Source organism: Burkholderia sp. AU28863 (assembly GCF_002223195.1).
GTDB lineage: Bacteria > Pseudomonadota > Gammaproteobacteria > Burkholderiales > Burkholderiaceae > Burkholderia > Burkholderia sola.
This window is the reverse complement of sequence record NZ_NKFE01000004.1, coordinates 180,421-202,962: the sequence shown is the minus strand read 5'-3', so window position 1 is coordinate 202,962 and position 22,542 is coordinate 180,421. Positions and strand designations below refer to the sequence as shown.

Here is a 22,542-nt window from a genome sequence, read left to right as displayed (position 1 = left end):
ATGACGCTTCGAGGAATCGTCTGGCTCGCGGTCCTGTTCGCGATCGCCGCGGCGCTCGCCACCGTCGGCCGTTTCGACGCGGGGCAGGTGCTGCTCGTCTATCCGCCGTACCGGATCGACGTGTCGCTGAACCTGTTCGTGATCGCCATCGTCGTGCTGTTCATCGTCGTGTACGCGCTGCTGCGCATCGTGCGCAACATCTGGCGCATGCCGCAGCGGGTCGCCGCGTATCGGGCGCGTTCGCGCAACGAGAAGGCGCAGGCGTCGCTGCGCGATGCGATCGCGAACCTGTACGCGGGCCGCTTCTCGCGTGCGGAGAAGGCCGCGCGTGAAGCGCTGGCCGTCGATGCGAACCTGGGCGCCGCGAGTCTCGTCGGCGCCACGGCCGCGCACCGGATGCACGAGTACACGCGCCGCGACGACTGGCTGTCGAAGGTCGACGCGCCCGAATGGCAGGATGCGCGGCTGCTTGCCGCGGCCGACATGCGCGCGGATGCGCGCGACGCCGACGGCGCGCTCGCCGCGCTGGCCGACATGCAGGCCGGCGGCAAGCGCATTCATGCGCAGCAGGTCGCGCTGCGGGCGCAGCAGCAACTGAAGAACTGGGCCGAGGTGCTGAAGCTCGCGAAGGCGCTCGAGAAGCGCGAGGCGCTGCATCCGGCCGCGGCCGTGCGGCTGCGCCAGCAGGCGGCGGAAAACCTGCTGCGCGAGCGCCGGCACGACCCGGATGCGCTGCTCGAAGTGTGGCAGTCGCTGTCGCCGGTCGAGCGCCAGTCGCCGCGCCTGGCCGATCTCGCGGCCGAACTGCTCGTGCCGCTCGAGCGCCGCAACGAAGCGCGCCGCATCGTCGAGGACGCGCTCGCGCACAACTGGGATGCGCGCCTGCTGCGCCGTTACCCGGACACGGCCGGCGCCGATGCGCTGCCGCTGATCCAGAGGGCCGAAGGCTGGAAGAAGGATCATCCGGAGGATGCCGACCTGCTGTTCGCGCTCGGCCGTCTCTGCCAGCAGCAGCAGCTGTGGGGCAAGGCGCAGTCGTTCCTCGAGTCGGCGCTGAAGCTGGCCGACAACGAGGCGCTGAAGGTGCGCGCGCATCGCGCGCTCGCCCGCCTGTTCGAGCAGCTCGGCGAAACCGACAAGGCCGCGAAGCACTACCGCGAAAGCGCGCTGGCGATCACCGTGGTGTGACGCTGCGCCGCGCCGCGCAAAAAGCCCCGAACGCCGATCGGCCTTCGGGGCTTTTTTTCGTCCGTCGCGAGGCAGCGGGGCGCGCGGCGCGTTACGCGCCGAGCCTGCGCAGCAGGTCGTCCTCGCTTGCGGCGAACCAGACCGATTGCCCGCGATTGCACTCGCGAACGAGCGCGCGCAGCGCTTCGCTGTGCGCGAGCCAACGGTCGATGTCGCCGACGACGCCGAGCCGGACGCCGTAGTTGGCCAGCTTTTGCAGCACGGTGCCGGCCAGCCTGCTGTCGAGCCGGAAGAAGTCGTCGTGCAGCGTGTCGGCGGGAACGGCGATCCAGTCGGCTTCATGCTCGTGTGCGAGCGCGACGAGATCGAGCGCGTCGCTTTCCCGCTGCACGAGGCCGGCGGAAGGATCGCGGACCAGCACACGGCTGCCGGCTACCTGAACGATTCGGTGGGGCATGCGGGTTGACTCCGTCGACATGATCGTTACGCGCCGCGCGTCGTCACTTGTCGACGAGCCGCTTCGGCACCGACAGCGCCAGCAGCCCGCCGAGCACGAGGAAGCCGGCCAGCATGTACATGCCCGCATCGTTGGTGCTCGTCGCCTGCTTGAGCCAGCCCATCAGGTACGGGCTCAGGAAGCCCGCGAGGTTGCCGATCGAGTTGATCATCGCGATGCCGGCCGCGGCGGCCGTGCCGCCGAGGAAGGCGGTCGGCAGGCTCCAGAACAGCGGCAGCGTCGTCAGGATGCCGATCGTCGCGAGCGTGAGACCGAGCATCGCGAGCGCAGTCTGGTGCGCCCAGATCACCGACAGCACGAGGCCGAGCGCGCCGATCGCGGCCGGAATCGCGAGGTGCCAGCGGCGTTCGCGGCGCTTGTCCGCGCTGCGCGCGATCAGGATCATCGCGACCACCGCGGCCGCATAGGGAATCGCCGACAGCAGGCCGATCATGAGCGTGTCGGTCACGCCCGTCGCCTTGATGATCGTCGGCAGCCAGAAGCCGACGCCGTAGAGCCCCATCACGAACGAGAAATAGATCAGCGCCATCAGCCAGACGCGCGGGCTCGACATCACGGCGCCGAGCGGCGGGTCTTCCTTGGCGGCTTCCTCCGCGTCGACGTTGCGGGCGAGCAGCGCCTTCTCTTCGTCGGTCAGCCACGTCGCCTTCACGATCCGCTCGTCGAGCGCGAAGAACACGAGCACGCCGGCGAGCACCGACGGAATGCCTTCGAGCAGGAACAGCCATTGCCAGCCGTGCCAGCCGCTCACGCCGTCGAACGCCTTCAGGATGAAGCCGGAGATCGGTCCGCCGATCACGCCGGACAGCGCGACGGCCGTCATGAAGAACGTCGTCATCCGGCCGCGCCGGTGCGCGGGATACCAGTAGGTGAGGTAGAGGATCACGCCGGGGAAGAAGCCCGCTTCGGCGACGCCGAGCAGGAAGCGCATCACGTAGAACATCGCGGGCGTCGTGACGAACATCGTCAGGATCGAGATCACGCCCCACGTCGCCATGATGCGGGCGATCCACACGCGGGCGCCGACCTTGTGCAGGATGATGTTGCTCGGCACCTCGAACAGAAAATAGCCGAAGAAGAAGATCCCCGCGCCGAGCCCGTACACGGTATCGCTCAGGTTCAGGTCGCTCGCCATCTGCAGCTTCGCGAACCCGACGTTCACGCGGTCGAGATACGCGACCACGTAGCACAGCAGCAGCAGCGGCAGGAGCCGCCACGACACCTTGCGATAGGTTGCTTCCTCGAATGCGCCGGACGAGCCCGGCAGCGATTGCGTCGATGTTGCCATGTTGTCTCCTGTCTAAGTTAGCGCGTAGCGGTTACCTGGATCCCGTGTACCGCTGTCGTTGTAGTTGGCCGGCGCAGACGCAGCGGCGCGTCCGATCCGGTTTCGTGTGAAGCAAGACGGACAATCGTGCGGCCCGGTACGACTAGATGCAGCGTCCGCCGTCGACGTCGAGGCACACGCCGGTGATGAATTCGGCTTCGTCGGACGCAAGGTACAGCGCGGCGTTCGCGATGTCCTGCGGCGTCGAGAAGCGGCCGAGCGGGATCGTCGCGAGGAAGCGGCGGCGATTTTCCGGCGTATCCTCGCAGCCCATGAACTCGGTCATCAGGGCGGTTTCGCCGAGCACCGGGTTGATGCAGTTCACGCGGATGCGGTCGGCGCCGAGCTCGGCCGCGAGCGACTTGCTCGCGGTGATCATTGCGCCCTTCGTGCTGTTGTACCAGACGAGGCCCGGGCGCGGCCGCACGCCGGCCGTCGACGCGACGTTCACGAACACGCCGCCGCCCTGCGCGCGAAAGTACGGCACGAAGGTCTGCACGCACCAGAACAGGCTTTTCATGTTGACCGCGTACACGCGGTCGAATTCGGCCTCCGTCACGTCGAGCACGGGCTTGTTGCGGTGCGTGGTGCCCGCGTTGTTCACGACGATCCGCACCGAATGGAAATCGTCGAGCGCGGCCTGCAGCAGCGCGCGCCAGTCGTCCTCCTTCGACACGTCGCCGGCCACCGCGATCGCCTTGCCGCCCGCCAGCGCGATCTCGCTCGCGACGCGCTCGGCCGCCGCGCCGTTCAGGTCGTTGACGACGACGTTCGCGCCTTCGCGCGCATACGTCTTCGCGATGCCTTCGCCGAATCCCGACCCGCCGCCCGTGACGATGGCCGTCTTGCCGCTCAACCGCATGGTGTGTCTCCTGTGCCGGTGACGAGAGTCGTCGTGTGTCGATAGGCGGCCGGGCGCGGCCGGCCGCATGTCTCGCGCCGCGCGTTCAGCCGTGCCGGATTGCGATCGTCTTCAGCGCGGTGAAGCCGTACAGCGCCTCGAAACCTTTCTCGCGGCCATGGCCCGAATGGCCGACGCCGCCGAACGGCAGCTCGACGCCGCCGCCCGCGCCATAGTTGTTGATGAACACCTGGCCCGCGCGCAGGCGCCGCGCAAGCCGCATCTGGCGGGCGCCGTCGCGTGTCCAGATGCCTGCGACGAGGCCGTACGGCGTGCCGTTCGCGAGCGCGACGGCTTCGTCCTCGTCGACGAAACGCATCGCCGCGAGCACGGGACCGAACACTTCCTCCTGCGCGAGCCGGTGCGACGGCGGCACGTCGCGCAACAGCGCGGGCGCCTGGTAGAAGCCGCTTTCGGGCGCGTCGGCGACGACCTGCCCGTGCGCGGCCATCGGAATGCCGTCGTGCTGCGCGTCGGACAGGAAATCCCACACGCGCTGCTGCTGCTTCGCGTTGATCAGCGGGCCGCAGTCGAGATCGGCGCGGCTCGGGCCGACGCGCAGCCCGTTGAATGCGGTGGCGAGGCGCTCGACGAGCGGCTCGTACACCGCGCGCTCGATCAGCACGCGGCTGCCGGCCGAGCACGTTTGCCCGCCGTTCTGCACGATCGCGGACACGAGCACGGGCAGCGCCGCGTCGAGATCGGCGTCGGCGAACACGATTTGCGGCGACTTGCCGCCGAGTTCGAGCGTGACCGGCACGTGGTTCTCGGCCGCCATCTGCGTGACCAGCTTGCCGGTGGCTGGCGAACCCGTAAACGAGATGTGATCGATGCCCGGATGGCGGGCGAGCGCGGCGCCCGCTTCATGGCCGTAGCCGGTGACGACGTTGAGCGCGCCGGCCGGCAGCCCGGCCTCGGCGGCCAGCTCGGCGACGCGCAGCACGGACAGGCACGCGTCCTCGGCCGGCTTGACCACGCATGCGTTGCCGGCCGCGAGCGCCGCGCCGACGCTGCGCCCGAAGATCTGCATCGGGTAGTTCCACGGCACGATATGGCCCGTGACGCCGTGCGGCTCGCGCACCGTCAGCACCGTGTAGCCGGCCTGGTAGGGGAGGGTTTCGCCGTGCAGCTTGTCGGCGGCGCCCGCGTAGAACTCGAAGTAGCGCACGAGCGCGGCTGCATCGGCGCGTGCCTGTTTCAGCGGCTTGCCGGTGTCGCGCGCCTCGATCGCGGCGAGTTCCTCGATCGAATCGGCCACGCGCGCCGACAGCCGCATCAGCACGCGCCCGCGTTCGGCGGCGCTCGCGGCGCCCCACGGGCCCGCGAACGCGTCGCGGGCCGCGGCGACTGCGCGCTCGATGTCGGGCGCGGTGCCGCGTGCGATCGTCGCGAACGGCTGGCCGTCGGACGGATCGACGACCGCGATGGTTTCCAGTTGCGCGGGCAACGTCCATTCGCCCGCGATGAAGTGCTTCGCCTCTTCCATGCCTCCTCCTGTCGACCCAAGTTAGCGCTTTAGCGCTTACTTGGGTCCCATGCATAGCGGTCGACCCAAGTTAGCGCTTTAGCGCTTACCTGGGTCCCATGCATAGCGGTCGACCCACGTTGGCGCTTCAGTGCTTACCCGGGTGCCATGCTTTGTAATCGACGTGCCACGCCGCCGCCGGTTCGACGGCCGGACATCCGGAACGATTATCGCGCCGATCGTCATCCGGACGCCACCGGTCGATTGGCTATAATGGCGCATTCCTTTTTGGGGGACGCCCGCGGCGGTGCATCGGCCGCGGCGCCCTGTCCCGAATTCCCATCGACCTACAGAGAGTGCTCATGAGCTTCAATCATGTTCCGGCCGGCAAGGACCTGCCGCAAGATTTCAACGTGATCATCGAGATTCCCGCGCAAAGCGATCCGGTGAAGTACGAGGCGGACAAGGAACTGGGCCTCCTCGTCGTCGACCGCTTCATCGGCACGGGCATGCGCTACCCGGTGAACTACGGCTACATCCCGCAGACGCTGTCGGGCGACGGCGATCCGGTCGACGTGCTGGTGATCACGCCGTTCCCGCTGCTGGCCGGCTCGATCGTGCGTTCGCGCGTGCTCGGCATGCTGCAGATGACCGACGAGTCGGGCGTCGACGCGAAGCTGGTCGCGGTGCCGCACGACAAGATCTGCCCGATGACGGCGAACCTGAAGACGATCGACGACGTTCCCGAGTACCTGAAGGACCAGATCAAGCACTTCTTCGAGCAATACAAGGCGCTCGAGAAGGGCAAGTGGGTGAAGGTCGAAGGCTGGGCCGGCATCGAAGCCGCGCACAAGGAAATCACCGACGGCGCCGCGAACTACAAGAAGTAAGCGGCGTGCCGGCCGACGGCCGGCTCGTACGGAACGCGAACCGCGCGTGTCTCCTCAGGAGGAGGCCGCGCGGTTTTGTTTTGCGCGCGCGGTTTTCCGGCGGGCGGAAGCGGAGACGGGCGGGCGCGCGGTGGCCGGGGCGTTCTTCGCGCGTCCGGCGCGGGGCGCGGCAACGGACGGAGCGGTCGCTTCGGCGGCTTGCGCGGCCGCTGGACGGCGGCGGGCCGGTGCGGAAGCGGCGTCTTCGCGTACGTTCGCGGCGGGTTTGCCGGCGGCGGCCGGCGCCTTCCTTTTTGACGACGCGGATGCGTGCAGGTCGGGTTTCTTTACCGGTGTGAGACGCGGCGAGGTCGTTTTTGCAGTTGCATCGCCGTCGGCTTTTGCACGTTTCGCGTCCGGCGCGCCTTGATTTGCCTTCGTCGACTTCGACGCTTGTTTGTGCTTCGCAGGCTTCGCCGTTTTCGTCGCCGTTGCAGACCCGACAACTTTCCCCGTCTTCACCTTTTTCCCGGCAACCTGTTCCGTTGCAGCCGTTTCCGCCGCATCGTCGACCTTTTCCGCCTTCCCCTTCTTCCGCCCGCGCACCATCGCCTTCGTCGCGGCCGTGTCGCCGCTCTCGTCGAGCGCGATCACCACGGGCAACACCGATTCCAGCGTCCGCAACCCGGCCGCCAGCTCGCGCTTCTTCGCGGGCGTGAGCCGCTTCACCCAGTATTCGGCGCGCGACGCGCTCGACCGGTCTGGCAACGGAAACGACGCGAGCACCGCGCGCGGCTTGCGCGAGCGCGTGTAGCGCGCGCCCTTGCCGGACGCGTGTTCGTCGAAGCGCGCGGCGACGTCGGTCGTGATGCCCGTGTAGACGCTGTCGTCGGCGCATTCGATCAGATACAGAAACCAGGACATGGCAGGGCGGTGGGATGCGAAGCCGCCAGTGTCTCAGAAAAAACGCGCGTCAACGCCGCCGGTCGCCGTGCCCGTCGCGAAATCGGCTCGGCGCCGCGCCGAGTTCGCGCGTGAAGAAGCGCGTGAACGCGCTCGTCGAACGAAAGCCGACGCGCGCGCCGATTTCGCCGATCGGCAACTGCGTATTGAGCAGCAGGTCGCGCGCCTCGCCGAGCCGTGCCTGCGCGACGAGCGCATGGAAACCGACGGCTTCGCGATGCAGCCGCCGGCGCAGCGTCCAGCGCGACATCGCGAAGCGCGTGCACACGTGCTGCATCAGCGTATCGGTCGGTACGTCGGCGTCGTCGGACGTGCGCAGCCAGTCGCGCACACATTGCTCGACCGACGAGCCGAACGTCGAACGTGCACGCACGCGCTCGCGCACGGCGTCGGCCGCATGCCGCTGGATGCCGGCGAGCGGTGCGTTGTAGCGCTCGAACGGCGTATCGAAGTGCGCGGAGCGCAGCACGAGGCGGTTGTGCGCGGCGTCGAACGATACCTGTGCGCCGAGCATGTCGCGCAGCGCGGCAACGGGCGCGAACGCGCGACCGGCGAATTCGGCGTCGTCGATGCGCGCGTGCGGGTCGTACAGGCGTGCGAGCGCCGCGAGGATCGCGAGGTTCGTGAACGCGCTGCCCGCGTGCCGGCCGTCGCCTTCGTTCACGTACTCGAGCGCGATCGCGTCGCCGTTTTCGTGGGCGAACACCCAGTCGACGTTGCCGATCAGCTCGCGATAGTGCAGATAGCCGTGCAGCGCGCTCCGCAGCGTCGCCGCGTTGCACGTGACGCCCGCGAGTTCGGGAAACTGCACGAGCCACGGCACGACCTGCGGCGGCGGGCGACGCCACGACAGCGGCCAGCCGCTCGTCAGCCGCATCGCGGCCACGTGCCGGTCGCCCGCGATGCGGCGCATGTCGTCGGCGAGTTCGGCCGGCCCGATGCCGAGCGTCTCGTACAGCGGTGCGGGATCGATGCCGTTCACGCGCGCGTCCTCGCACAGCCAGCGGTAGATCCGGACGGATACCGATTTCTGTTGCAACTCCATGTCTGTCTCCCTGTCGTCATGCCGTTCGGGTTTGTCCCCGCTGCGAGAGGTCAACGCATGCTCCTGCCGGTCAAGCGTGGTGACCGGTCGATTTTTAGAATCGGACGCTGGAGTGAGGCGACAAGTACAACAGAACGATTCTGGAGGATCAATGAAAACTTCGCTGTTCCGGTGTTCGACGATTGCGTCCGCGTGTGCACTCACGGTGTTGCTCGCATCGTGCGGCGGCGACGACATTCACGCCCCGACCGACCCCGACGCGGCCGCCGACCAGCGCGCGGCCGCGCTCGTCGCGCAACTGACGACCGACGAAAAGCTGCAGCTCGTGCATGGCACCGGCATGCCGGCGCTCAGCCTGGGCGGCCCGTTTCCGGACGACGCGCTGAACGGCGCGAGCTACATCCCGGGCGTGCCGCGGCTCGGCATTCCGGCGGTCAGCAGCGCCGATTCGGCGGGCGGCGTGAACGTGAAGAATGCGCGCGTGACCGCGCTGCCCGCGCCGGTCGCGCTCGCGGCGACGTGGGACCCGGCGCTCGCGGGTGCCTACGGCACGCGCATCGCGCTCGAACTGCGCGCGCTGGGTTTCGCGGAGGGGCTCGGCGGCGGCGTGAACCTCGCGCGCGAGCCGCGCAACGGCCGCACTTTCGAATACATGGGCGAGGACCCGGTGCTCGCGGGCACGCTGAGCGCCGCGCGCACGCAGGCCACGCAGGCGCAGAAGGTGATCGCGACGATCAAGCATTTCGCGTTCAACGACCAGGAAACCAACCGGATGACGGTCGATTCGGTCGTCGACGAGCGAACCATGCGCGAGGCCGAACTGCTCGCGTTCGAGATCGGCGTGAAGGAGGGCCAGCCGGGCAACGTGATGTGCTCGTACAACAAGCTGAACGGCGTGTATGCGTGCGAGAACCCCTATTTGCTGACGACGGTGCTGAAGAACGAGTGGGGTTTCAAGGGCGTCGTGCAGTCCGACTGGGGCGCGACGCATTCGACGGTCGCGGCGGTGCAGGCCGGGCTCGACGAGGAACAGCCCGGCGCGGCCGACGACGGCAACGCGCCGCTCGGCTCGTACTTCAATTCGAAGCTGCGCGCGGCGCTGCAGGCCGGCAGCGTGTCGGTCGCGCGGCTGAACGACATGGTGCAGCGCAAGCTGCGCACGCTGATTCGCATCGGCGTGATGGACGCGCCGCCGAAGCCGGGCGGCGCGATCGACGAAACCGCCGGCAACGCCGATGCGCTCGCGATCGCACGGCAAGCGGCGGTGCTGCTGAAGAACGCGGCCGCGCCGGGCGACACGCAGCCGGTGCTGCCGCTCGCCGCCGGCGCGCTCAAGTCGGTCGTCGTGATCGGCGGCCATGCGGACGCGGGCGTGCTGTCGGGCGGCGGCTCGGGCGCGGTGCCGGCGATCGACGGCAACGCGGTGACGTCCTGCCAGCAACCGGCCGGCATGCTGTTCGGCGGGTGCGCGACCTGGTACAAGTCCGCGCCGCTCGCCGCGATTCGCGCGAAGGCGCCGAACGCGTCGGTCAGCTATCTCGACGGGACCGACGCGAATGCCGCGGCGAGCGCGGCCGCACAGGCCGATGTCGCGATCGTGTTCGCCACGCAGTGGCAGACGGAAGGGCTCGACCTCGCGAGCCTGTCGCTGCCCGATGCGAAGGCGGACCCGTACAACCAGCAATACGACCAGAACGCGCTGATCGCCGCGGTCGCCGCGAAGGCCAGGCGCGTGATCGTCGTGCTCGAGAACGGCAGCCCGGTGTTGATGCCGTGGCTCGCGAACGTGCATGGCGTGCTGGACGTGTGGTATCCGGGCGCGCAAGGCGGCCAGGCGATCGCAGACCTGCTGTTCGGCGACGCGAACCCGTCGGGCCGGCTGCCGCTCACGTTCCCGAAGCAGGAGGCCGACCTGCCGCAGCCGACGATCGATCCGTCGAACCTGCAAAACGTTTACGCGGAAGGGCTCGCGTACGGCTATCGCTGGTTCGACGCGAAGGCGATCGAGCCGCTGTTCCCGTTCGGCTACGGGCTGTCGTACACGACGTATGCGTTGTCGGCGATGTCCGCGCAGGCTGACGCCGCGGGCAACGTGACGGTCGGCGTGACGGTGACGAACACCGGTGCGCGCGCCGGTACGCATACGGTGCAGATCTACGCGGCGCTGCCCGCGTCGCTCGGCGAGCCGCCGAAGCGGCTCGTCGGCTGGGCCAAGGTCGCGCTGCAGCCGGGCGAGGCGCGCACGGTCAGCGTCGCGGTGCCGGCGCAGCGCTTCGCGGTGTGGGATGCGAGCGCGCACGCATGGCGGATCGGCGCGGGCAGCTACGGGCTGTCGGCGGCCGCGTCGTCGCGCGATCCGCAGGCGCTGTCGCAGACCGTGACGCTCGCCGCGCACTGAACGCGCGGCGGCCGGACGGCAGGCGGCGGGGCCCTTGCGTGGCTTCGCCGCGTGCGCGGCGCGCCGGACGACGCTAGCCGGTGTTGCGCCGGAACGGATCGTGTTCGCGCAGTTCGTCGACGTACGCGTGGATATGCTCGGTCTCGCGTTCGAGAAAGCGCGCGACCGCATCGGAAAACGCCGGATGCGCGAGCCAGTGCGCGGAGTGCGTGACGGTCGGCAGGAAACCGCGCGCGAGCTTGTGCTCGCCCTGCGCGCCGCCTTCGAACGTGTCGAGCCCGGCCTCGATGCAGAATTCGAGCAGCTGGTAGTAGGCGGTTTCGAAATGCAGGCAGGGCACGTGCTCGATCGCGCCCCAGTAGCGGCCGTACAGCGTGCCGCCGCCGTGCTCGCCGCGCCGGTACACGGCGAGCGCGCTCGCGATCGGCCGGCCGTCGGCTTCCGCGATCACGAGCAGCAGGTTCTCGGGCATCGTCGCGCCGATCGTGCGGAAAAAGTCGAGGTTCAGGTACGGGCTCGAATAATGCTCGCGGTACGTTTGCCGATAGCAGCGCGAGAAGAAGCGCCAGTCGGCGTCGGTGATTTGATCGCCAGTGAGCCGCCGGAAGGTCACGCCCGCGTCGTGTACCTTGCGCCGCTCCGCGCGGATGTTCTTGCGCTTCTTCTGCTCGAGCGTGCCGAGGAAATCGTCGAAGTGGCGGTAGCCGTCGTTGAGCCAGTGGAACTGCACGCCTTCGCGCAGCATCATCCCCATCGATTCGAGCAGCCGCGCTTCGTCGCCGGTCGGGAACAGCACGTGCAGCGACGACACGTCGCTCTGCTCGGCGAACGCGAGCAGCGTGGCCGCGAGCCGGCGGCGCGCGTCGTCGTCGGCCGCGAGCAGCCGCGTGCCCTGCACCGGCGTGAACGGCACCGCGCACAGCAGCTTCGGGTAGTAGGGCAGGTCGTTGCGTTGATATGCGTCGGCCCACGCCCAGTCGAACACGTATTCGCCGTACGAATGCTGTTTCGCGTAGACGGGCGCGGCGGCCGCGAGCCGGCCGGTGCGCGCGTCGGTCAGCGTGACGAAGTGCGGCGACCAGCCGGTGTCGTCCACCGCGCAGCGCGCGACGTGCAGCGCGTCGAGGAATTCGTGGCGCAGGAACGGCGTGGGCTGCGCGTCGCCCGCGAGCAGCGCGTTCCATTCGTCGGCCGGCACCTCGGCGGGGGACGACAGGATGCCCGTGCGATAATCGATGCGTTCGTGTTTCAAGCGTGAATCCGTACCGTTGGATGTTGCCGGACGCGGGCCGCCGTGGCCCGCGCCCGAATCGATTTCGTCAGCCGTTCAAGGCGCGCCGCCGGGTTGCGCCGATCCCGCCATGAAGACCCGACTCGCTCTCGCCCAGATCAACGTCACCGTCGGCGATTTCGCCGGCAACGTCGCGCGCATCGTCGCGGCCGCGCGCGCCGCGCACAACGATGGTGCGCAACTGATGGTCGCCCCCGAACTCGCATTGTCCGGCTATCCACCCGAAGACCTGCTGCTGCGACCCGCGTTCTACGCGGCGGCGGCCGCCGCGCTCGATGCGCTCGCCGACGCGCTGAAGGCGTTCGACGGGCTCGCGGTGCTGGTCGGCCATCCGCTGCGCGGTGCGGGCGGCGCGTCAGCCGTCGATGGTAATGCAAACCGCCCGATCGAGCGCGGCGTGCCGCCCACCGATACCTTCAACGCGGTGTCGCTGATCGTCGACGGAGAGATCGTCGGCACCTACCGCAAGCAGGATCTGCCGAACGCCGAGGTATTCGACGAGAAGCGCTATTTCGCGACCGACACCGAGCCGCTCGTGTTCGAGCTGAACGGCGTGAAATACGGCGTGATCATCTGCGAGGATGCGTGGCATGCGTCGGCCGCGCAGATCGCGAAGGCGGCCGGCGCGCAGGTGCTGCTGATCCCGAACGGCTCGCCGTATCACATGAACAAGGAAGCGGTGCGCATCGACATCCTGCGCGCGCGGATTCGCGAGACCGGGCTGCCGATGGTGTACGTGAACCTCGTCGGCGGCCAGGACGAACTCGTGTTCGACGGCGGATCGTTCGTGCTTGACGGCGACGGCGCGCTCGTCGCGAAGATGCCGCAGTTCGACGAAGGGCACGCGATCGTCGAATTCGACGGCGCGCGGCCGCTGCCCGGCGCGGTCGCGCCCGAGCTGTCGACGCACGCGCAGGTGTACCGCGCGCTCGTGACCGGCGTGCGCGACTACATCGGCAAGAACGGCTTTCCCGGCGTGCTGATCGGGCTGTCGGGCGGCGTTGACTCGGCGCTGGTGCTGGCCGTGGCGTGCGATGCGCTCGGGCCCGAGCGCGTGCGTGCGGTGATGATGCCGTCGCGCTTCACGGCCGACATCTCGACCACCGATGCGGCGGAGATGGCGCGGCGCGTCGGCGTGCGCTACGACGAGATCGCGATCGCGCCGATGTTCGATGCATTCCGTACCGCGCTCGCGGGCGAATTCGCGGGTCGCGCGGAAGACGCGACGGAGGAGAACATCCAGGCGCGCATCCGCGGCACGCTGCTGATGGCGCTGTCGAACAAGTTCGGCTCGATCGTGCTGACGACCGGCAACAAGAGCGAGATGGCGGTCGGCTACTGCACGCTGTACGGCGACATGGCCGGCGGTTTTGCGGTGATCAAGGACATCGCGAAGACGCTCGTGTACCAACTGTGCCGCTACCGCAACGAAACGACCGATTACGCGCTGCGCGACGTGATTCCCGAGCGGATTCTGACGCGTGCGCCGTCGGCCGAGCTGCGCGAGAACCAGACCGACCAGGACAGCCTGCCGCCGTACGACGTGCTCGACGCGATCATGCGGATGTACATGGAAGAAGACCGGCCGCTCGCCGAGATCGTCGCGGCCGGCTACGCGCAGGCCGACGTCGAGCGCGTGACGCGGCTCATCAAGATCAACGAGTACAAGCGCCGCCAGGCGCCGATCGGCATCCGCGTCACGCATCGCGCGTTCGGGCGCGACTGGCGCTACCCGATCACGTCGCGCTTCACCGAACGGCTCGATTGACCGGTGCTGGGCCGGAGGCGGCCCGCCGGCTTACAATCGGGAACGCGATTTTTCATCCAAACGAGCATTGAGGGACAACCATCATGAAACGCATCACCGCCATCATCAAGCCGTTCAAGCTGGACGAAGTCCGCGAAGCGCTCGCCGAAGTGGGTCTCACGGGCCTGACCGTGACGGAAGTGAAGGGCTTCGGCCGCCAGAAGGGGCATACCGAGCTGTATCGCGGCGCCGAATACGTGGTCGACTTCCTGCCGAAGATGAAGATCGAGGTGGTCGTCGCGGAAGCGCAGGTCGATCAGGTGATCGACGCGGTGATCGGTGCGGCGCGCACCGGCAAGATCGGCGACGGCAAGATCTTCGTGTCGGACGTCGAGCGCGTGATCCGCATCCGCACCGGCGAAGAGAACGAAGCGGCCGTCTGAGCGCCGCGTTCGCGCCGTTCGATCACTTCCCGGCCGCTTCGGCCGCTCGGGCCACGGGTCGCACGAACCCGGCCCCCCCCCAAGAAAAAACGGTGCGGATACCCGGTTGGGTACCGCACCGATACGCGCCTCTCGCAGCAGCGTGGAAAGTGTTGTCGAATCGTTCTTTGACGGCGCCTGATCAGAACAGGTGCTGGATGCCGGCGTAGACGCCGGTCTGGCTGCCGCCCGGATGCGGGTTGCCCGTCGACACGGCGGTGCCTGCACCGTTCGCGTTCAGGCCGAAGTTGGCCGTCGAGCTGTTGCGCACCGTCGCGACCTGCACGTCGAACAGCGTGCGCTTCGAGATGTTGTACGAGCCGCCGACCGTGTAGATGTTCGCGTTGCCGCCGCCGTGGTTCGCGTTCACGTGATACACGGCCGCGATCAGCGCCGCTGCCGGCGTCGCCTGCCACGTCACGCCGCCCCACACCTGCTGCGTACCCGTCACGCCGGCGTTCACTGCCGGGCCGCCGCTGCCGTCGGCGCGCGATGCCTGGTAGGCCGCCTGAACCTTGAACTGGCCGAGGAACACGTTCACGCCCGCGAAGTATTCGCGCGAGTAGTTGAACACGTCCGAGAAGCGGCCGTTGCTGTCGCGCGTTTCGTCGTAGATGCCGCGCAACTGGAACAGCGAGTTCGTATAGGTGACCTGACCGCCCATCGCGCGACCCGGTTGGCCGGCCGTCGTGTTGCCGTTGAAGCTGGTCGAATTCGAGAACGAGAACTGGCCGTAGAAGTCGAGGCCGTACAGCGACGGCGACTGGTACGACACGTTGTTGCTGGTCTTGTTCCAGTTGCGGCCGCGCACCAGCGAGGCCGTCGACCAGGCCGACTGGCCGAACGGGTCGAAGTCCCACACGCCGTTGGCGATCGCGAGCTCGCGACCCAGCAGCAGCGTACCGTAGCGGTCGTTCGAGATACCGACGGTCGCGAAACGATCCCAGATCGAGCCGCTGAAGCCGCCCGTCATCGTGTTGAACGCGCCTTCGATGTGGAACAGGACCTTGTTGCCGCCACCGATGTCCTCGCTACCCTTCAAGCCCCACAGGCTCGTGCCCCAGTCGCCGCTTTCCGCGCGCACTTGGTGGCCGTTTTGCAGGCCGTTCATGTACTCGATACCTGCATCCAGGCGGCCATACAGCGTGACGCTGCTCTGCGCGTGCGCCGTCACCACCCCAGCAGCCATCAGCGCGGCCGCGACCAAAGCTTTCTTCATCATCTCCTCCATACCCTGTCAAAAAGTCAACCCAGACTGCACGAGATGCCCGGAGCGCGAGCGCCGGGCAAAAGCGGGATAACCAGGGAGACCTCGTGCAGGGCCGGTAAGCGCGGCACGCGGGCAAGCAGACGGAAAACCGTTGAGCGGTCCCGCGCAGCCGGGTCGGCCTGCGGGGTCTCCTTGTTGTGTCGTGAAGCTAAACTACATTTCACGAACTTCGTTTTGCTACTTTGGTTACTAATTTAGCAAAAATACAAATTTGTGGCGACGGAAATCGTTGTTTGACTAACCGCTGTCGCCAAATTGCCATGCAACACGGTGCGCAACCGGAGCCCCAAGGGTTCTCGATTACCGGAAAACCCTTGTCCCACAAGGGAGACATGGATTCCGCGGGGAGGGGTCAAGGATTGCCACTATTGACGTTGCAAAGGTGCCGGCGTAGGCGCGGAAGTCGCGAAATGGGTAAGTATTTCGTAATGATCCGGGCGATTGCCGCCCTCGCCGATCGACGTCTGAAACGCTCGTCCTGCAACGCGCCGCGCTTAGTCCGGGCCCGGTCGCGCGTCGAGCAACTGCGCGCGAATCCAGCGATGCGCATCGGTGCGCGCATGCTTCGCGTGTGAGTAGACCTTCACCGTGTAGCGCGGGATCTCGAACGGCGCCCGGAAGATGCGGATCGGCGCCGCGTGCCGCAGCGCCTGCGCGGCGCGGTTCGGCACGGTCATCAGGAGTGCCGATTCCGCGATCACGAACGGCGCGGCCAGCACGGACGGCAACTGCACGGCGACGTGCCGCGCGAGGCCGAGCCGGTCGAGCACGTAGTCGACGACGCCGCGCGACTCGTTCCACGGCGTGACGACCACGTGGCGGGCCGCCAGGTACTGGTCGAGCGTCAGCCGCCGGCGGATGCCCGGATGCGTGGCGCTCGCGATCACGACGTAGTCGTCGGAGAACCAGTCGAAATCCTCGATGCCCGGCGCGTCGGCCGCCGATTCCTCGTGGTAGCCGAGCGCGAAGTCGATGCGGCCAGCTGCGAGCTCGTCGACGGAAATCTTGCGGTCCGAATGGACGACGCGGATCCGCAGGTGCGGCGCCACGTGCTGGATGCGGGCGAGGAACGGCGGCAGCACCGCGAACGCCGTGTAGTCGGTCGCGGCGAACACGAACGTACGGTCGCTTTGCGCCGGATCGAAGCGGCGCGCGCGGGCGAGCCCCTTCGACATCGCGTCGAGCGCGTCGCCGGCCCACGTGGCGATGTCGTCGGCGCGCACGGTCGGCTGCATCTCGTTGCCGAGCCGCACGAACAGCGCATCGCCGATCGCGTCGCGCAGCCGGGCGAGCGCATGGCTCAACGCCGACGGGCTCAACGCGAGTTCGTGCGCGGCCGCCGCGACCGACCGGTGGCGGTACAGCGCGTCGAACACGAGCAACAGGTTCAGGTCGAGGCGGCGCAGATCGGGATGCATCATGTTCAGGTCCGGATGAAGAAACTGCACTTCCTGCAGGCATCGCGCGAACGTAGCATGACGGTTTGAACGGCGCCAGCGCGGCCGCGGGCTGCGCGGCGCCGCTTTCCCGTTTCACATCCGGGGCCGGAGGAGGGCTCAACCCGTGCAAATCGATATCCGTTCCGCCACCGTCGCCGACGTGCCGCTGATCCTGCGCTTCATCACCGAGCTGGCCGTCTACGAGAGGGCGGCGCACGAAGTCGTCGCGACGCCCGAATCGCTCGAACGCAGCCTGTTCGGCGAAGGCTCGCCGGCGCGCGCGCTGATGTGCGAGATCGACGGCGAGCCGGCCGGCTTCGCCGTGTATTTCTTCTCGTATTCGACGTGGCTCGCGCGGCAGGGGCTGTATCTGGAGGATCTGTACGTGTCGCCGCGCTTTCGCGGCGCCGGCGCGGGGCTGCGGTTGCTGAAGGCGCTCGCGCGGATCGCGGTCGACTCGGGCTGCGGGCGTTTCGAATGGAGCGTGCTCGACTGGAACGAGCCGGCGATCCGTTTCTACGAGAGCGTCGGCGCGGCGCCGCAGAGCGAATGGGTGCGTTACCGGCTGGCGGGCGACGAATTGCGCGCGTTCGCCGACGGCACGCCGGTGAGCGCCGCGTAAACGCAAAACGGGCGCCGCGCGGCAAACCGCGGGCGCCCGTTCGGGCGTGGCGCGTGACGGGCGTTACTTGAGGCTGCCCGACAGGAAGCCGCGCAGGCGGTCGCTCTTCGGGTTCGCGAACACTTCGGCCGGCACGCCTTGTTCCTCGACGCGGCCCTGGTGCAGGAACATCACATGATTCGACACGTTGCGTGCGAAGCCCATCTCGTGCGTGACGACGATCATCGTGCGGCCTTCCTCGGCCAGCTTCTGCATCACCTTCAGCACTTCGCCCACCAGTTCAGGGTCGAGCGCGGAGGTCGGCTCGTCGAACAGCATCACGTCGGGATGCATCGCGAGTGCCCGCGCGATCGCCACGCGCTGCTGCTGGCCGCCCGACAGATGCGACGGATACTGTTTCTCGACGCGCGGCGCGAGGCCGACCTTCTCGAGATACTCGCGCGCACGCTCCTCGGCTTCCTTCTTCGGGATGCCGAGCACGTTCACCGGCGCTTCCATCACGTTCTCGATCACGTTCATGTGCGACCAGAGGTTGAAGTGCTGGAACACCATCGACAGCTTGGTGCGCACGCGCTGCAGCTGCTTCGTATCGGCCGCGCGCAGTGCGCCCGTCTTGTCGAGCGCGGTGCGCACTTCCTCGCCGTCGACGAAGATGCGGCCCGCGTTCGGCTGCTCGAGGAAGTTGATACAGCGCAGCATCGTGCTCTTGCCGGAGCCGGACGAGCCGATCACGCTGATCACGTCGCCCGAGTTGGCCTTCAGCGACACGCCTTTGAGCACCTCGTTGTCGCCGTACCGCTTGTGGAGATCGTCGACGAAAAGCTTCTGGGTCTGGGAGTTCATCAATAGTCCTGCGAAAACTTACTTGCCTTGCGGGCGCAGATACGCGAGCCAGCGGCGCTCGGCCTGGCGGAACAGCCACACGAGCGTGAACGAGATCACGAGGTAGAGCAGGGCGGCGATGCCGAACGCGTGGAACGACATGTAGGTCGCCGAGTTCACGTCGCGCGCGATCTTCAGGATGTCCGGCACGGTCGCGGTGAAGGCCACCGTCGTCGCGTGCAGCATCAGGATTACTTCGTTGCTGTACAGCGGCAGCGCGCGTCGCAGTGCCGACGGCAGGATCACGCGGCGATACATCGTGAACGGGGACATCCCGTACGCGCGCGCGGCTTCGATTTCGCCGTACGACGTCGCCTTGATCGCGCCCGCGAAGATTTCGGTGGTGTACGCGCAGGTGTTCAGCGTGAACGCGAGCAGCGTGCAATGCATCCCGTCGCGGAAGAACGCATCGAGCATCGGCGTGCCGCGCACGGCCTGCAGGCTGTACAGGCCCGTATAGCAGAGCAGCAGCTGCACGTAGAGCGGCGTGCCGCGGAACACGTACGTGTACAGCCACACGGCGCCCGACAGCCACTTCTTCTTCGACACGCGCGCGACGGCGAGCGGCACGGACAGGCAGAAACCGAGGCCGATCGACACGACCAGCAGCCACAGCGTGATCGCGACACCGGTGATGCGATAGCCGTCGGTGTAGAGATAGTTGCGCCAGTATTCTTGGATGAGTTCGATCATAGGTCAGCCTTGCGGACACCGGTCGAGTAGCGCTTTTCGAGCCACATCAGCACGAAGTTCGAGATCGTCGTGATGGCGAGGTAGACCGCTCCCGCGATCAGCGTGAAGAAGAAGAACCGCAGCGTGCCCTTGCCGGCGTCCTGCGACGCCTTCACGACGTCGGCCAGGCCGATGATCGACACGAGCGCGGTCGACTTCACGAGCACCTGCCAGTTGTTGCCGATGCCCGGCAGCGCGAAGCGCATCATCTGCGGGAACATGATCCGCGTGAACACCTGCCAGTTCGTCATTCCGTATGCGCTGCCGGCTTCGAGCTGGCCGCGCGGCACCGACAGGAACGCGCCGCGAAACGTCTCGGTGAAGTACGCGCCGTAGATGAAGCCGAGCACGAGCACGCCGGCGAGGAACGGGTCGATGTCGATCTGGTCCCAGCCGAGCGCGTCGGTCGCCATGTTCAGCCAGATCTGCAGGCTGTAGAACAGCAGCAGCATCAGCACGAGATCGGGCACGCCGCGGATCAGCGTCGTGTAGACGGTGCCGACGCCGTTCGTCACGCGGTTGCGCGACAGCTTCGCGCCGGCGCCGAGCAGCCCCAGCAGGAACGACAGCGCAAGCGAAAGCACCGCCAGTTTGACGGTTTGCCAGGTGCCGGCGAGGATCAGCGGGCCGTAGCCTTGTAGAAACATATGGGGTCCCTGGTGTGGTCCCTGAGGGCGCACGCGGTGCGCCGCGAAACACGCGTCCGCCAAGCTGCGCGGAACGCCCCGTGCGTATCATGACCGTCCGCCCCGGCAACGGTGCCGGGCCTGCCCGTCGCGTGAGCGGCGGGCAAGGGGGCGGGCGGCGCGTGGTTGACTGCCTGTACTGCCCGGACGCGGGGCCGCCCCCGCATCCGCTGCTTCTGCTTGATCGGCGTTCAGCGGGCCGGCGCCGAATAGACGCTGAACGAGAAGTACTTGTGCGACAGCCGGTCGTACGTGCCGTCCTTGTGCATGTCGGCCAGCGCCCGGTTGATCTTGAGCTTCAGGTCGGTATCTTCCTTGCGCAGGCCGATCGCGGTGCCGTCGCCGATCGTCTTCGGATCCTTCACTTCCGGCCCGGCGAACGCGAAACCCTTGCCGCGCGGCGTGCGCAGGAAGCCGTAGTCGGCCTGCAGCTCGTCCTGCAGCGTCGCGTCGAGGCGGCCCGAGCCGAGATCGGTATAGACCTGGTCCTGGTTCTGGTAAGGAACGATCGTCACGCCCTGCGGTTCCCAGTACGCCTTCGCGTAGGTTTCCTGCGTCGAGCCCTGCTCGACGCCGACGCGCTTGCCTTTCAGCGACGCGACCGTCGGCAGCAGCGGCGAGCCGGTCTTCGCGATCATCCGCGCGGGTGCGTCATACACCTTGTCGGAGAAGTCGATCTGTTCGCGACGCTTGTCCGTGACGGTCAGCGACGACACGATGACGTCGTACTTCTTCGCCTTCAGCGCCGGGATGATCCCGTCGAGGTCCTGCGCCACCCACACGCATTTCACGTTGATCCGCTTGCAGATTTCCTTGGTGAGATCCACGTCGAAACCGACGATCTCGCCGCTCGGCGCGGTCGACTCGAACGGCGGGTAGCTGGCATCGACGCCGATCCGCACGGTCTTCCACTCCTTCGCGAAGGCGCTGCCCGCCACGAGGGCGAGGGCGGCGCACAGGGCGGCCTTCTTCATTTCCATCCTTCTGTTGCTGACTTTCCGGGGGCGCTCGCGGCCGGTCGAACCGGGCGCCGCGGCGTATTCTAGACGGCCAAAAATCGCCGATCGGCGCTCTGGCGTTGGCGGCCGCCGGAACGGCGAACGCCAAAAGGGCGGTATTTTACCCGAACGCGATACCCGGAAAACGGCAATCCGGCACGGTCGACCGATTCCTCGATTTTGCTGTTGCGGTAATCGTGGCATTCGCAACGAATATTTCGGCTATTGGTTCCGTGACTGCAACGATGCGGTGCGCGGGCGGCGGATTGTGGCGCTGTCGGCCTCCTCCTACAGTGGAGGTAAACCCGAACAGAACATCTGCGCCCCCGAGCGTCCACCCCAATGTTCCAGATCCTGCGCGCCGAAGACCGCCGGCACACGCGCCACGGCTGGCTCGAATCGAGTCACAGTTTTTCGTCTGCCTGCCCCGCCGCGCATGCGCCGGTGCGTCCGTCCGTCGGCGCGCTGTGCGTGCTGAGCGAGGACCGGATCGCGCCGACGCGCGGTTTCGGGATGCAGCCGCGCCGCGACGTGGAGATCGTCACTTACGTGATGGATGGCGTGCTCGCGCACCGCGACAGCCTCGGCTGCGGCGCGATCGTCCGGACCGGCGGCATCCAGCGGATGAGCGCCGGCACGGGGCTCATGCACAGCGAAACCAACGCGTCGCGCGACCGCCCGCTGCATCTGCTGCAGATCTGGCTGCAGCCGGCCGAGCGGGGCGGGCGGCCCGGCTACGAGGAGCGGCGTTTCCCCGACGACGAGAAGCGCGGCCGGCTCAGGCTCGTCGCGGCGCCCGACGGCGGCGACGGCGCGCTGTCGATGCGGGCGGATGCCCGCATCTTCGCGGGGCTGATCGACGGCGACGAGACGACGGCGTTCGACGTGCCGGCCGGGCGCAGCGTCTATGTGCACATGGCGCGCGGCGAGGTCGAGGTCAACGGCCGCGCGTTGGCCGCCGGCGACGGCGCGCGGATCGGCGGCGTGGACGCGGTGGCGTTCGCGCGCGGCCGCACGGCCGAGGTGCTGTTGTTCGACGTCGCCTGAAACGAAAAGGGGGACGCAGGCCGGTGCCTGCGTCCCCCTTCGGCGCCGCTGCGGGAGCGGCCCGCCGGCTTACTGCGCCGGCGCCGACGCGCCCTTGGCGGCCGCGCGATGCTGTTCCCAGCGCGCCTTCATCTTCTCGTGGCGCTGCTCCATCTTCGCGAACTGCTGTTTGAGCGCCGTGCTGACCATCGTCTTCTGCTGGTCGTTCAGCCCGTTGTAGAACGTGAGCCACGCGGCGGACGTCTGCTCGCGCAGCTGAGCGTTCTGCGCCTCCGCCTGCTGGCGTGCCGAATGCATCGCGCTCAGGTCGAGGATCGGCTGGTTCTGCTGCGCCTTGAATTGCTCGCGCATCTGCTCGTGGCTCTTGCGCATCACGTCACGATTCTGCTTCATCGTGTTGACGGCCGCCTGCCATTGCTGTTCCTGCGACGCGTTGAGCTTCAACTGGTCGTGCAGTTTCATGATCGCGCCGAACGGTCCGCCTTCGTGCCCGTCGTGCATCCGGTGCATGCCGGGGCCGCCCGGAGGCGGCATGTCGTCGGGCTGCGCGGCATGCGCGGCGCCGAATGCGAGAGCGAGTACGGTGGCGGCCGCGATGGCCACGCGGGAAGTCTTCTTATACATTTCAGAAACTCCTGTATCCAGAGGGTCCGGCGATGCGGTGCCGGGAAAA

General features: G+C 67.7%; 21 protein-coding genes. 7 read left to right on the top strand and 14 right to left on the bottom strand.

Going from position 1 to position 22,542, the window contains the following annotated elements; genetic code table 11:
- On the top strand, nucleotides 1-1,188 hold the full coding sequence (locus tag CFB81_RS12435) for a heme biosynthesis protein HemY (protein ID WP_069619270.1): 1,188 nt from the start codon (nucleotides 1-3) through the stop codon (nucleotides 1,186-1,188).
- 91 nt (nucleotides 1,189-1,279) lie between these two features.
- Here the strand turns inward: CFB81_RS12435 and CFB81_RS12430 are convergent, their stop codons facing one another.
- The 4 genes from CFB81_RS12430 to CFB81_RS12415 form a co-directional block, all read right to left on the bottom strand.
- Nucleotides 1,280-1,645 (bottom strand): DUF4180 domain-containing protein, encoded by a 366-nt coding sequence (locus CFB81_RS12430; protein WP_069619269.1) that lies wholly within the window; start codon nucleotides 1,643-1,645, stop codon nucleotides 1,280-1,282.
- 43 nt (nucleotides 1,646-1,688) lie between these two features.
- Entirely contained in the window at nucleotides 1,689-2,993 is a 1,305-nt protein-coding gene (locus tag CFB81_RS12425; RefSeq protein WP_069619268.1) for an MFS transporter, read from the bottom strand.
- Nucleotides 2,994-3,135: 142 nt separating this feature from the next.
- Nucleotides 3,136-3,894 (bottom strand): SDR family oxidoreductase, encoded by a 759-nt coding sequence (locus CFB81_RS12420; RefSeq protein ID WP_069619267.1) that lies wholly within the window; start codon nucleotides 3,892-3,894, stop codon nucleotides 3,136-3,138.
- A gap of 85 nt (nucleotides 3,895-3,979) precedes the next feature.
- Complete coding sequence (locus CFB81_RS12415) at nucleotides 3,980-5,419, bottom strand: aldehyde dehydrogenase family protein (protein ID WP_089435456.1); 1,440 nt, start codon at nucleotides 5,417-5,419, stop codon at nucleotides 3,980-3,982.
- Nucleotides 5,420-5,760: 341 nt separating this feature from the next.
- On the opposite strand from CFB81_RS12415, the gene ppa reads away from it, so the two are divergent.
- On the top strand, nucleotides 5,761-6,288 hold the full coding sequence (ppa, locus tag CFB81_RS12410; protein WP_006489643.1) for an inorganic diphosphatase: 528 nt from the start codon (nucleotides 5,761-5,763) through the stop codon (nucleotides 6,286-6,288).
- A 54-nt stretch (nucleotides 6,289-6,342) separates the two neighbouring features.
- Here the strand turns inward: ppa and CFB81_RS12405 are convergent, their stop codons facing one another.
- Both CFB81_RS12405 and CFB81_RS12400 read right to left on the bottom strand, forming a co-directional pair.
- Nucleotides 6,343-7,191, bottom strand: a complete 849-nt coding sequence (locus CFB81_RS12405) for a GIY-YIG nuclease family protein (protein WP_089435455.1) — start codon at nucleotides 7,189-7,191, stop codon at nucleotides 6,343-6,345.
- Nucleotides 7,192-7,240: 49 nt separating this feature from the next.
- Complete coding sequence (locus CFB81_RS12400; RefSeq protein ID WP_089435454.1) at nucleotides 7,241-8,275, bottom strand: AraC family transcriptional regulator; 1,035 nt, start codon at nucleotides 8,273-8,275, stop codon at nucleotides 7,241-7,243.
- A gap of 151 nt (nucleotides 8,276-8,426) precedes the next feature.
- Between CFB81_RS12400 and CFB81_RS12395 the strand changes: the two genes are divergently transcribed.
- On the top strand, nucleotides 8,427-10,673 hold the full coding sequence (locus tag CFB81_RS12395; RefSeq protein ID WP_089435453.1) for a glycoside hydrolase family 3 C-terminal domain-containing protein: 2,247 nt from the start codon (nucleotides 8,427-8,429) through the stop codon (nucleotides 10,671-10,673).
- Between the two features lie 73 nt (nucleotides 10,674-10,746).
- Here CFB81_RS12395 and CFB81_RS12390 read toward each other — a convergent pair whose 3' ends face one another.
- On the bottom strand, nucleotides 10,747-11,925 hold the full coding sequence (locus CFB81_RS12390; protein WP_069619262.1) for a GNAT family N-acetyltransferase: 1,179 nt from the start codon (nucleotides 11,923-11,925) through the stop codon (nucleotides 10,747-10,749).
- A 109-nt stretch (nucleotides 11,926-12,034) separates the two neighbouring features.
- On the opposite strand from CFB81_RS12390, the gene CFB81_RS12385 reads away from it, so the two are divergent.
- Both CFB81_RS12385 and CFB81_RS12380 read left to right on the top strand, forming a co-directional pair.
- Nucleotides 12,035-13,732, top strand: a complete 1,698-nt coding sequence (locus tag CFB81_RS12385) for an NAD+ synthase (protein ID WP_069619261.1) — start codon at nucleotides 12,035-12,037, stop codon at nucleotides 13,730-13,732.
- 83 nt (nucleotides 13,733-13,815) lie between these two features.
- On the top strand, nucleotides 13,816-14,154 hold the full coding sequence (locus CFB81_RS12380) for a P-II family nitrogen regulator (RefSeq protein ID WP_006398637.1): 339 nt from the start codon (nucleotides 13,816-13,818) through the stop codon (nucleotides 14,152-14,154).
- Between the two features lie 181 nt (nucleotides 14,155-14,335).
- Here CFB81_RS12380 and CFB81_RS12375 read toward each other — a convergent pair whose 3' ends face one another.
- Together CFB81_RS12375 and CFB81_RS12370 are read right to left on the bottom strand one after the other, a co-directional pair.
- Nucleotides 14,336-15,415, bottom strand: coding sequence for a porin (locus tag CFB81_RS12375; protein WP_089435831.1), 1,080 nt, complete (start codon nucleotides 15,413-15,415; stop codon nucleotides 14,336-14,338).
- 542 nt (nucleotides 15,416-15,957) lie between these two features.
- Entirely contained in the window at nucleotides 15,958-16,884 is a 927-nt protein-coding gene (locus CFB81_RS12370; RefSeq protein ID WP_084044311.1) for a LysR family transcriptional regulator, read from the bottom strand.
- A gap of 142 nt (nucleotides 16,885-17,026) precedes the next feature.
- On the opposite strand from CFB81_RS12370, the gene CFB81_RS12365 reads away from it, so the two are divergent.
- A complete protein-coding gene (locus CFB81_RS12365; RefSeq protein ID WP_089435452.1) occupies nucleotides 17,027-17,524 on the top strand; it encodes a GNAT family N-acetyltransferase in 498 nt (165 codons plus the stop codon).
- A 63-nt stretch (nucleotides 17,525-17,587) separates the two neighbouring features.
- On the opposite strand, the gene CFB81_RS12360 is transcribed toward CFB81_RS12365, so the two are convergent.
- From CFB81_RS12360 to CFB81_RS12345, 4 genes are all read right to left on the bottom strand, one after another.
- Complete coding sequence (locus CFB81_RS12360; RefSeq protein WP_069619257.1) at nucleotides 17,588-18,367, bottom strand: ABC transporter ATP-binding protein; 780 nt, start codon at nucleotides 18,365-18,367, stop codon at nucleotides 17,588-17,590.
- An 18-nt stretch (nucleotides 18,368-18,385) separates the two neighbouring features.
- Nucleotides 18,386-19,099 carry an ABC transporter permease gene (locus tag CFB81_RS12355; RefSeq protein WP_059576621.1) on the bottom strand — a complete coding sequence of 238 codons (714 nt, stop codon included), beginning with the start codon at nucleotides 19,097-19,099 and terminating at the stop codon, nucleotides 18,386-18,388.
- The gene (locus tag CFB81_RS12350; protein ID WP_006489645.1) at nucleotides 19,096-19,785 is read right to left on the bottom strand and encodes an ABC transporter permease; all 690 of its coding nucleotides are present in this window, start codon (nucleotides 19,783-19,785) and stop codon (nucleotides 19,096-19,098) included. Before CFB81_RS12350 ends, CFB81_RS12355 begins: the two co-directional genes overlap by 4 nt.
- Before the next feature lie 230 nt (nucleotides 19,786-20,015).
- Nucleotides 20,016-20,798 carry an ABC transporter substrate-binding protein gene (locus tag CFB81_RS12345; protein ID WP_027785110.1) on the bottom strand — a complete coding sequence of 261 codons (783 nt, stop codon included), beginning with the start codon at nucleotides 20,796-20,798 and terminating at the stop codon, nucleotides 20,016-20,018.
- 366 nt (nucleotides 20,799-21,164) lie between these two features.
- Here CFB81_RS12345 and CFB81_RS12340 point away from each other — a divergent pair, with 366 nt between their 5' ends.
- Entirely contained in the window at nucleotides 21,165-21,869 is a 705-nt protein-coding gene (locus CFB81_RS12340; RefSeq protein ID WP_089435451.1) for a pirin family protein, read from the top strand.
- Nucleotides 21,870-21,938: 69 nt separating this feature from the next.
- Here CFB81_RS12340 and CFB81_RS12335 read toward each other — a convergent pair whose 3' ends face one another.
- Nucleotides 21,939-22,493 (bottom strand): periplasmic heavy metal sensor, encoded by a 555-nt coding sequence (locus tag CFB81_RS12335; RefSeq protein ID WP_089435450.1) that lies wholly within the window; start codon nucleotides 22,491-22,493, stop codon nucleotides 21,939-21,941.
- Between the last annotated feature and the right edge of the window lie 49 nt (nucleotides 22,494-22,542).

Coding starts and splice junctions, on each gene's coding strand:
- CFB81_RS12435 (WP_069619270.1), top strand. CDS start 1: ATGACGCTTCGAGGAATCGTCTGGCTCGCGGTCCTGTTCGCGATCGCC.
- CFB81_RS12430 (WP_069619269.1), bottom strand. CDS start 1,645: ATGCCCCACCGAATCGTTCAGGTAGCCGGCAGCCGTGTGCTGGTCCGC.
- CFB81_RS12425 (WP_069619268.1), bottom strand. CDS start 2,993: ATGGCAACATCGACGCAATCGCTGCCGGGCTCGTCCGGCGCATTCGAG.
- CFB81_RS12420 (WP_069619267.1), bottom strand. CDS start 3,894: ATGCGGTTGAGCGGCAAGACGGCCATCGTCACGGGCGGCGGGTCGGGA.
- CFB81_RS12415 (WP_089435456.1), bottom strand. CDS start 5,419: ATGGAAGAGGCGAAGCACTTCATCGCGGGCGAATGGACGTTGCCCGCG.
- ppa (WP_006489643.1), top strand. CDS start 5,761: ATGAGCTTCAATCATGTTCCGGCCGGCAAGGACCTGCCGCAAGATTTC.
- CFB81_RS12405 (WP_089435455.1), bottom strand. CDS start 7,191: ATGTCCTGGTTTCTGTATCTGATCGAATGCGCCGACGACAGCGTCTAC.
- CFB81_RS12400 (WP_089435454.1), bottom strand. CDS start 8,275: ATGGAGTTGCAACAGAAATCGGTATCCGTCCGGATCTACCGCTGGCTG.
- CFB81_RS12395 (WP_089435453.1), top strand. CDS start 8,427: ATGAAAACTTCGCTGTTCCGGTGTTCGACGATTGCGTCCGCGTGTGCA.
- CFB81_RS12385 (WP_069619261.1), top strand. CDS start 12,035: ATGAAGACCCGACTCGCTCTCGCCCAGATCAACGTCACCGTCGGCGAT.
- CFB81_RS12380 (WP_006398637.1), top strand. CDS start 13,816: ATGAAACGCATCACCGCCATCATCAAGCCGTTCAAGCTGGACGAAGTC.
- CFB81_RS12375 (WP_089435831.1), bottom strand. CDS start 15,415: ATGATGAAGAAAGCTTTGGTCGCGGCCGCGCTGATGGCTGCTGGGGTG.
- CFB81_RS12370 (WP_084044311.1), bottom strand. CDS start 16,884: ATGATGCATCCCGATCTGCGCCGCCTCGACCTGAACCTGTTGCTCGTG.
- CFB81_RS12360 (WP_069619257.1), bottom strand. CDS start 18,367: ATGAACTCCCAGACCCAGAAGCTTTTCGTCGACGATCTCCACAAGCGG.
- CFB81_RS12355 (WP_059576621.1), bottom strand. CDS start 19,099: ATGATCGAACTCATCCAAGAATACTGGCGCAACTATCTCTACACCGAC.
- CFB81_RS12350 (WP_006489645.1), bottom strand. CDS start 19,785: ATGTTTCTACAAGGCTACGGCCCGCTGATCCTCGCCGGCACCTGGCAA.
- CFB81_RS12345 (WP_027785110.1), bottom strand. CDS start 20,798: ATGAAGAAGGCCGCCCTGTGCGCCGCCCTCGCCCTCGTGGCGGGCAGC.
- CFB81_RS12340 (WP_089435451.1), top strand. CDS start 21,165: ATGTTCCAGATCCTGCGCGCCGAAGACCGCCGGCACACGCGCCACGGC.
- CFB81_RS12335 (WP_089435450.1), bottom strand. CDS start 22,493: ATGTATAAGAAGACTTCCCGCGTGGCCATCGCGGCCGCCACCGTACTC.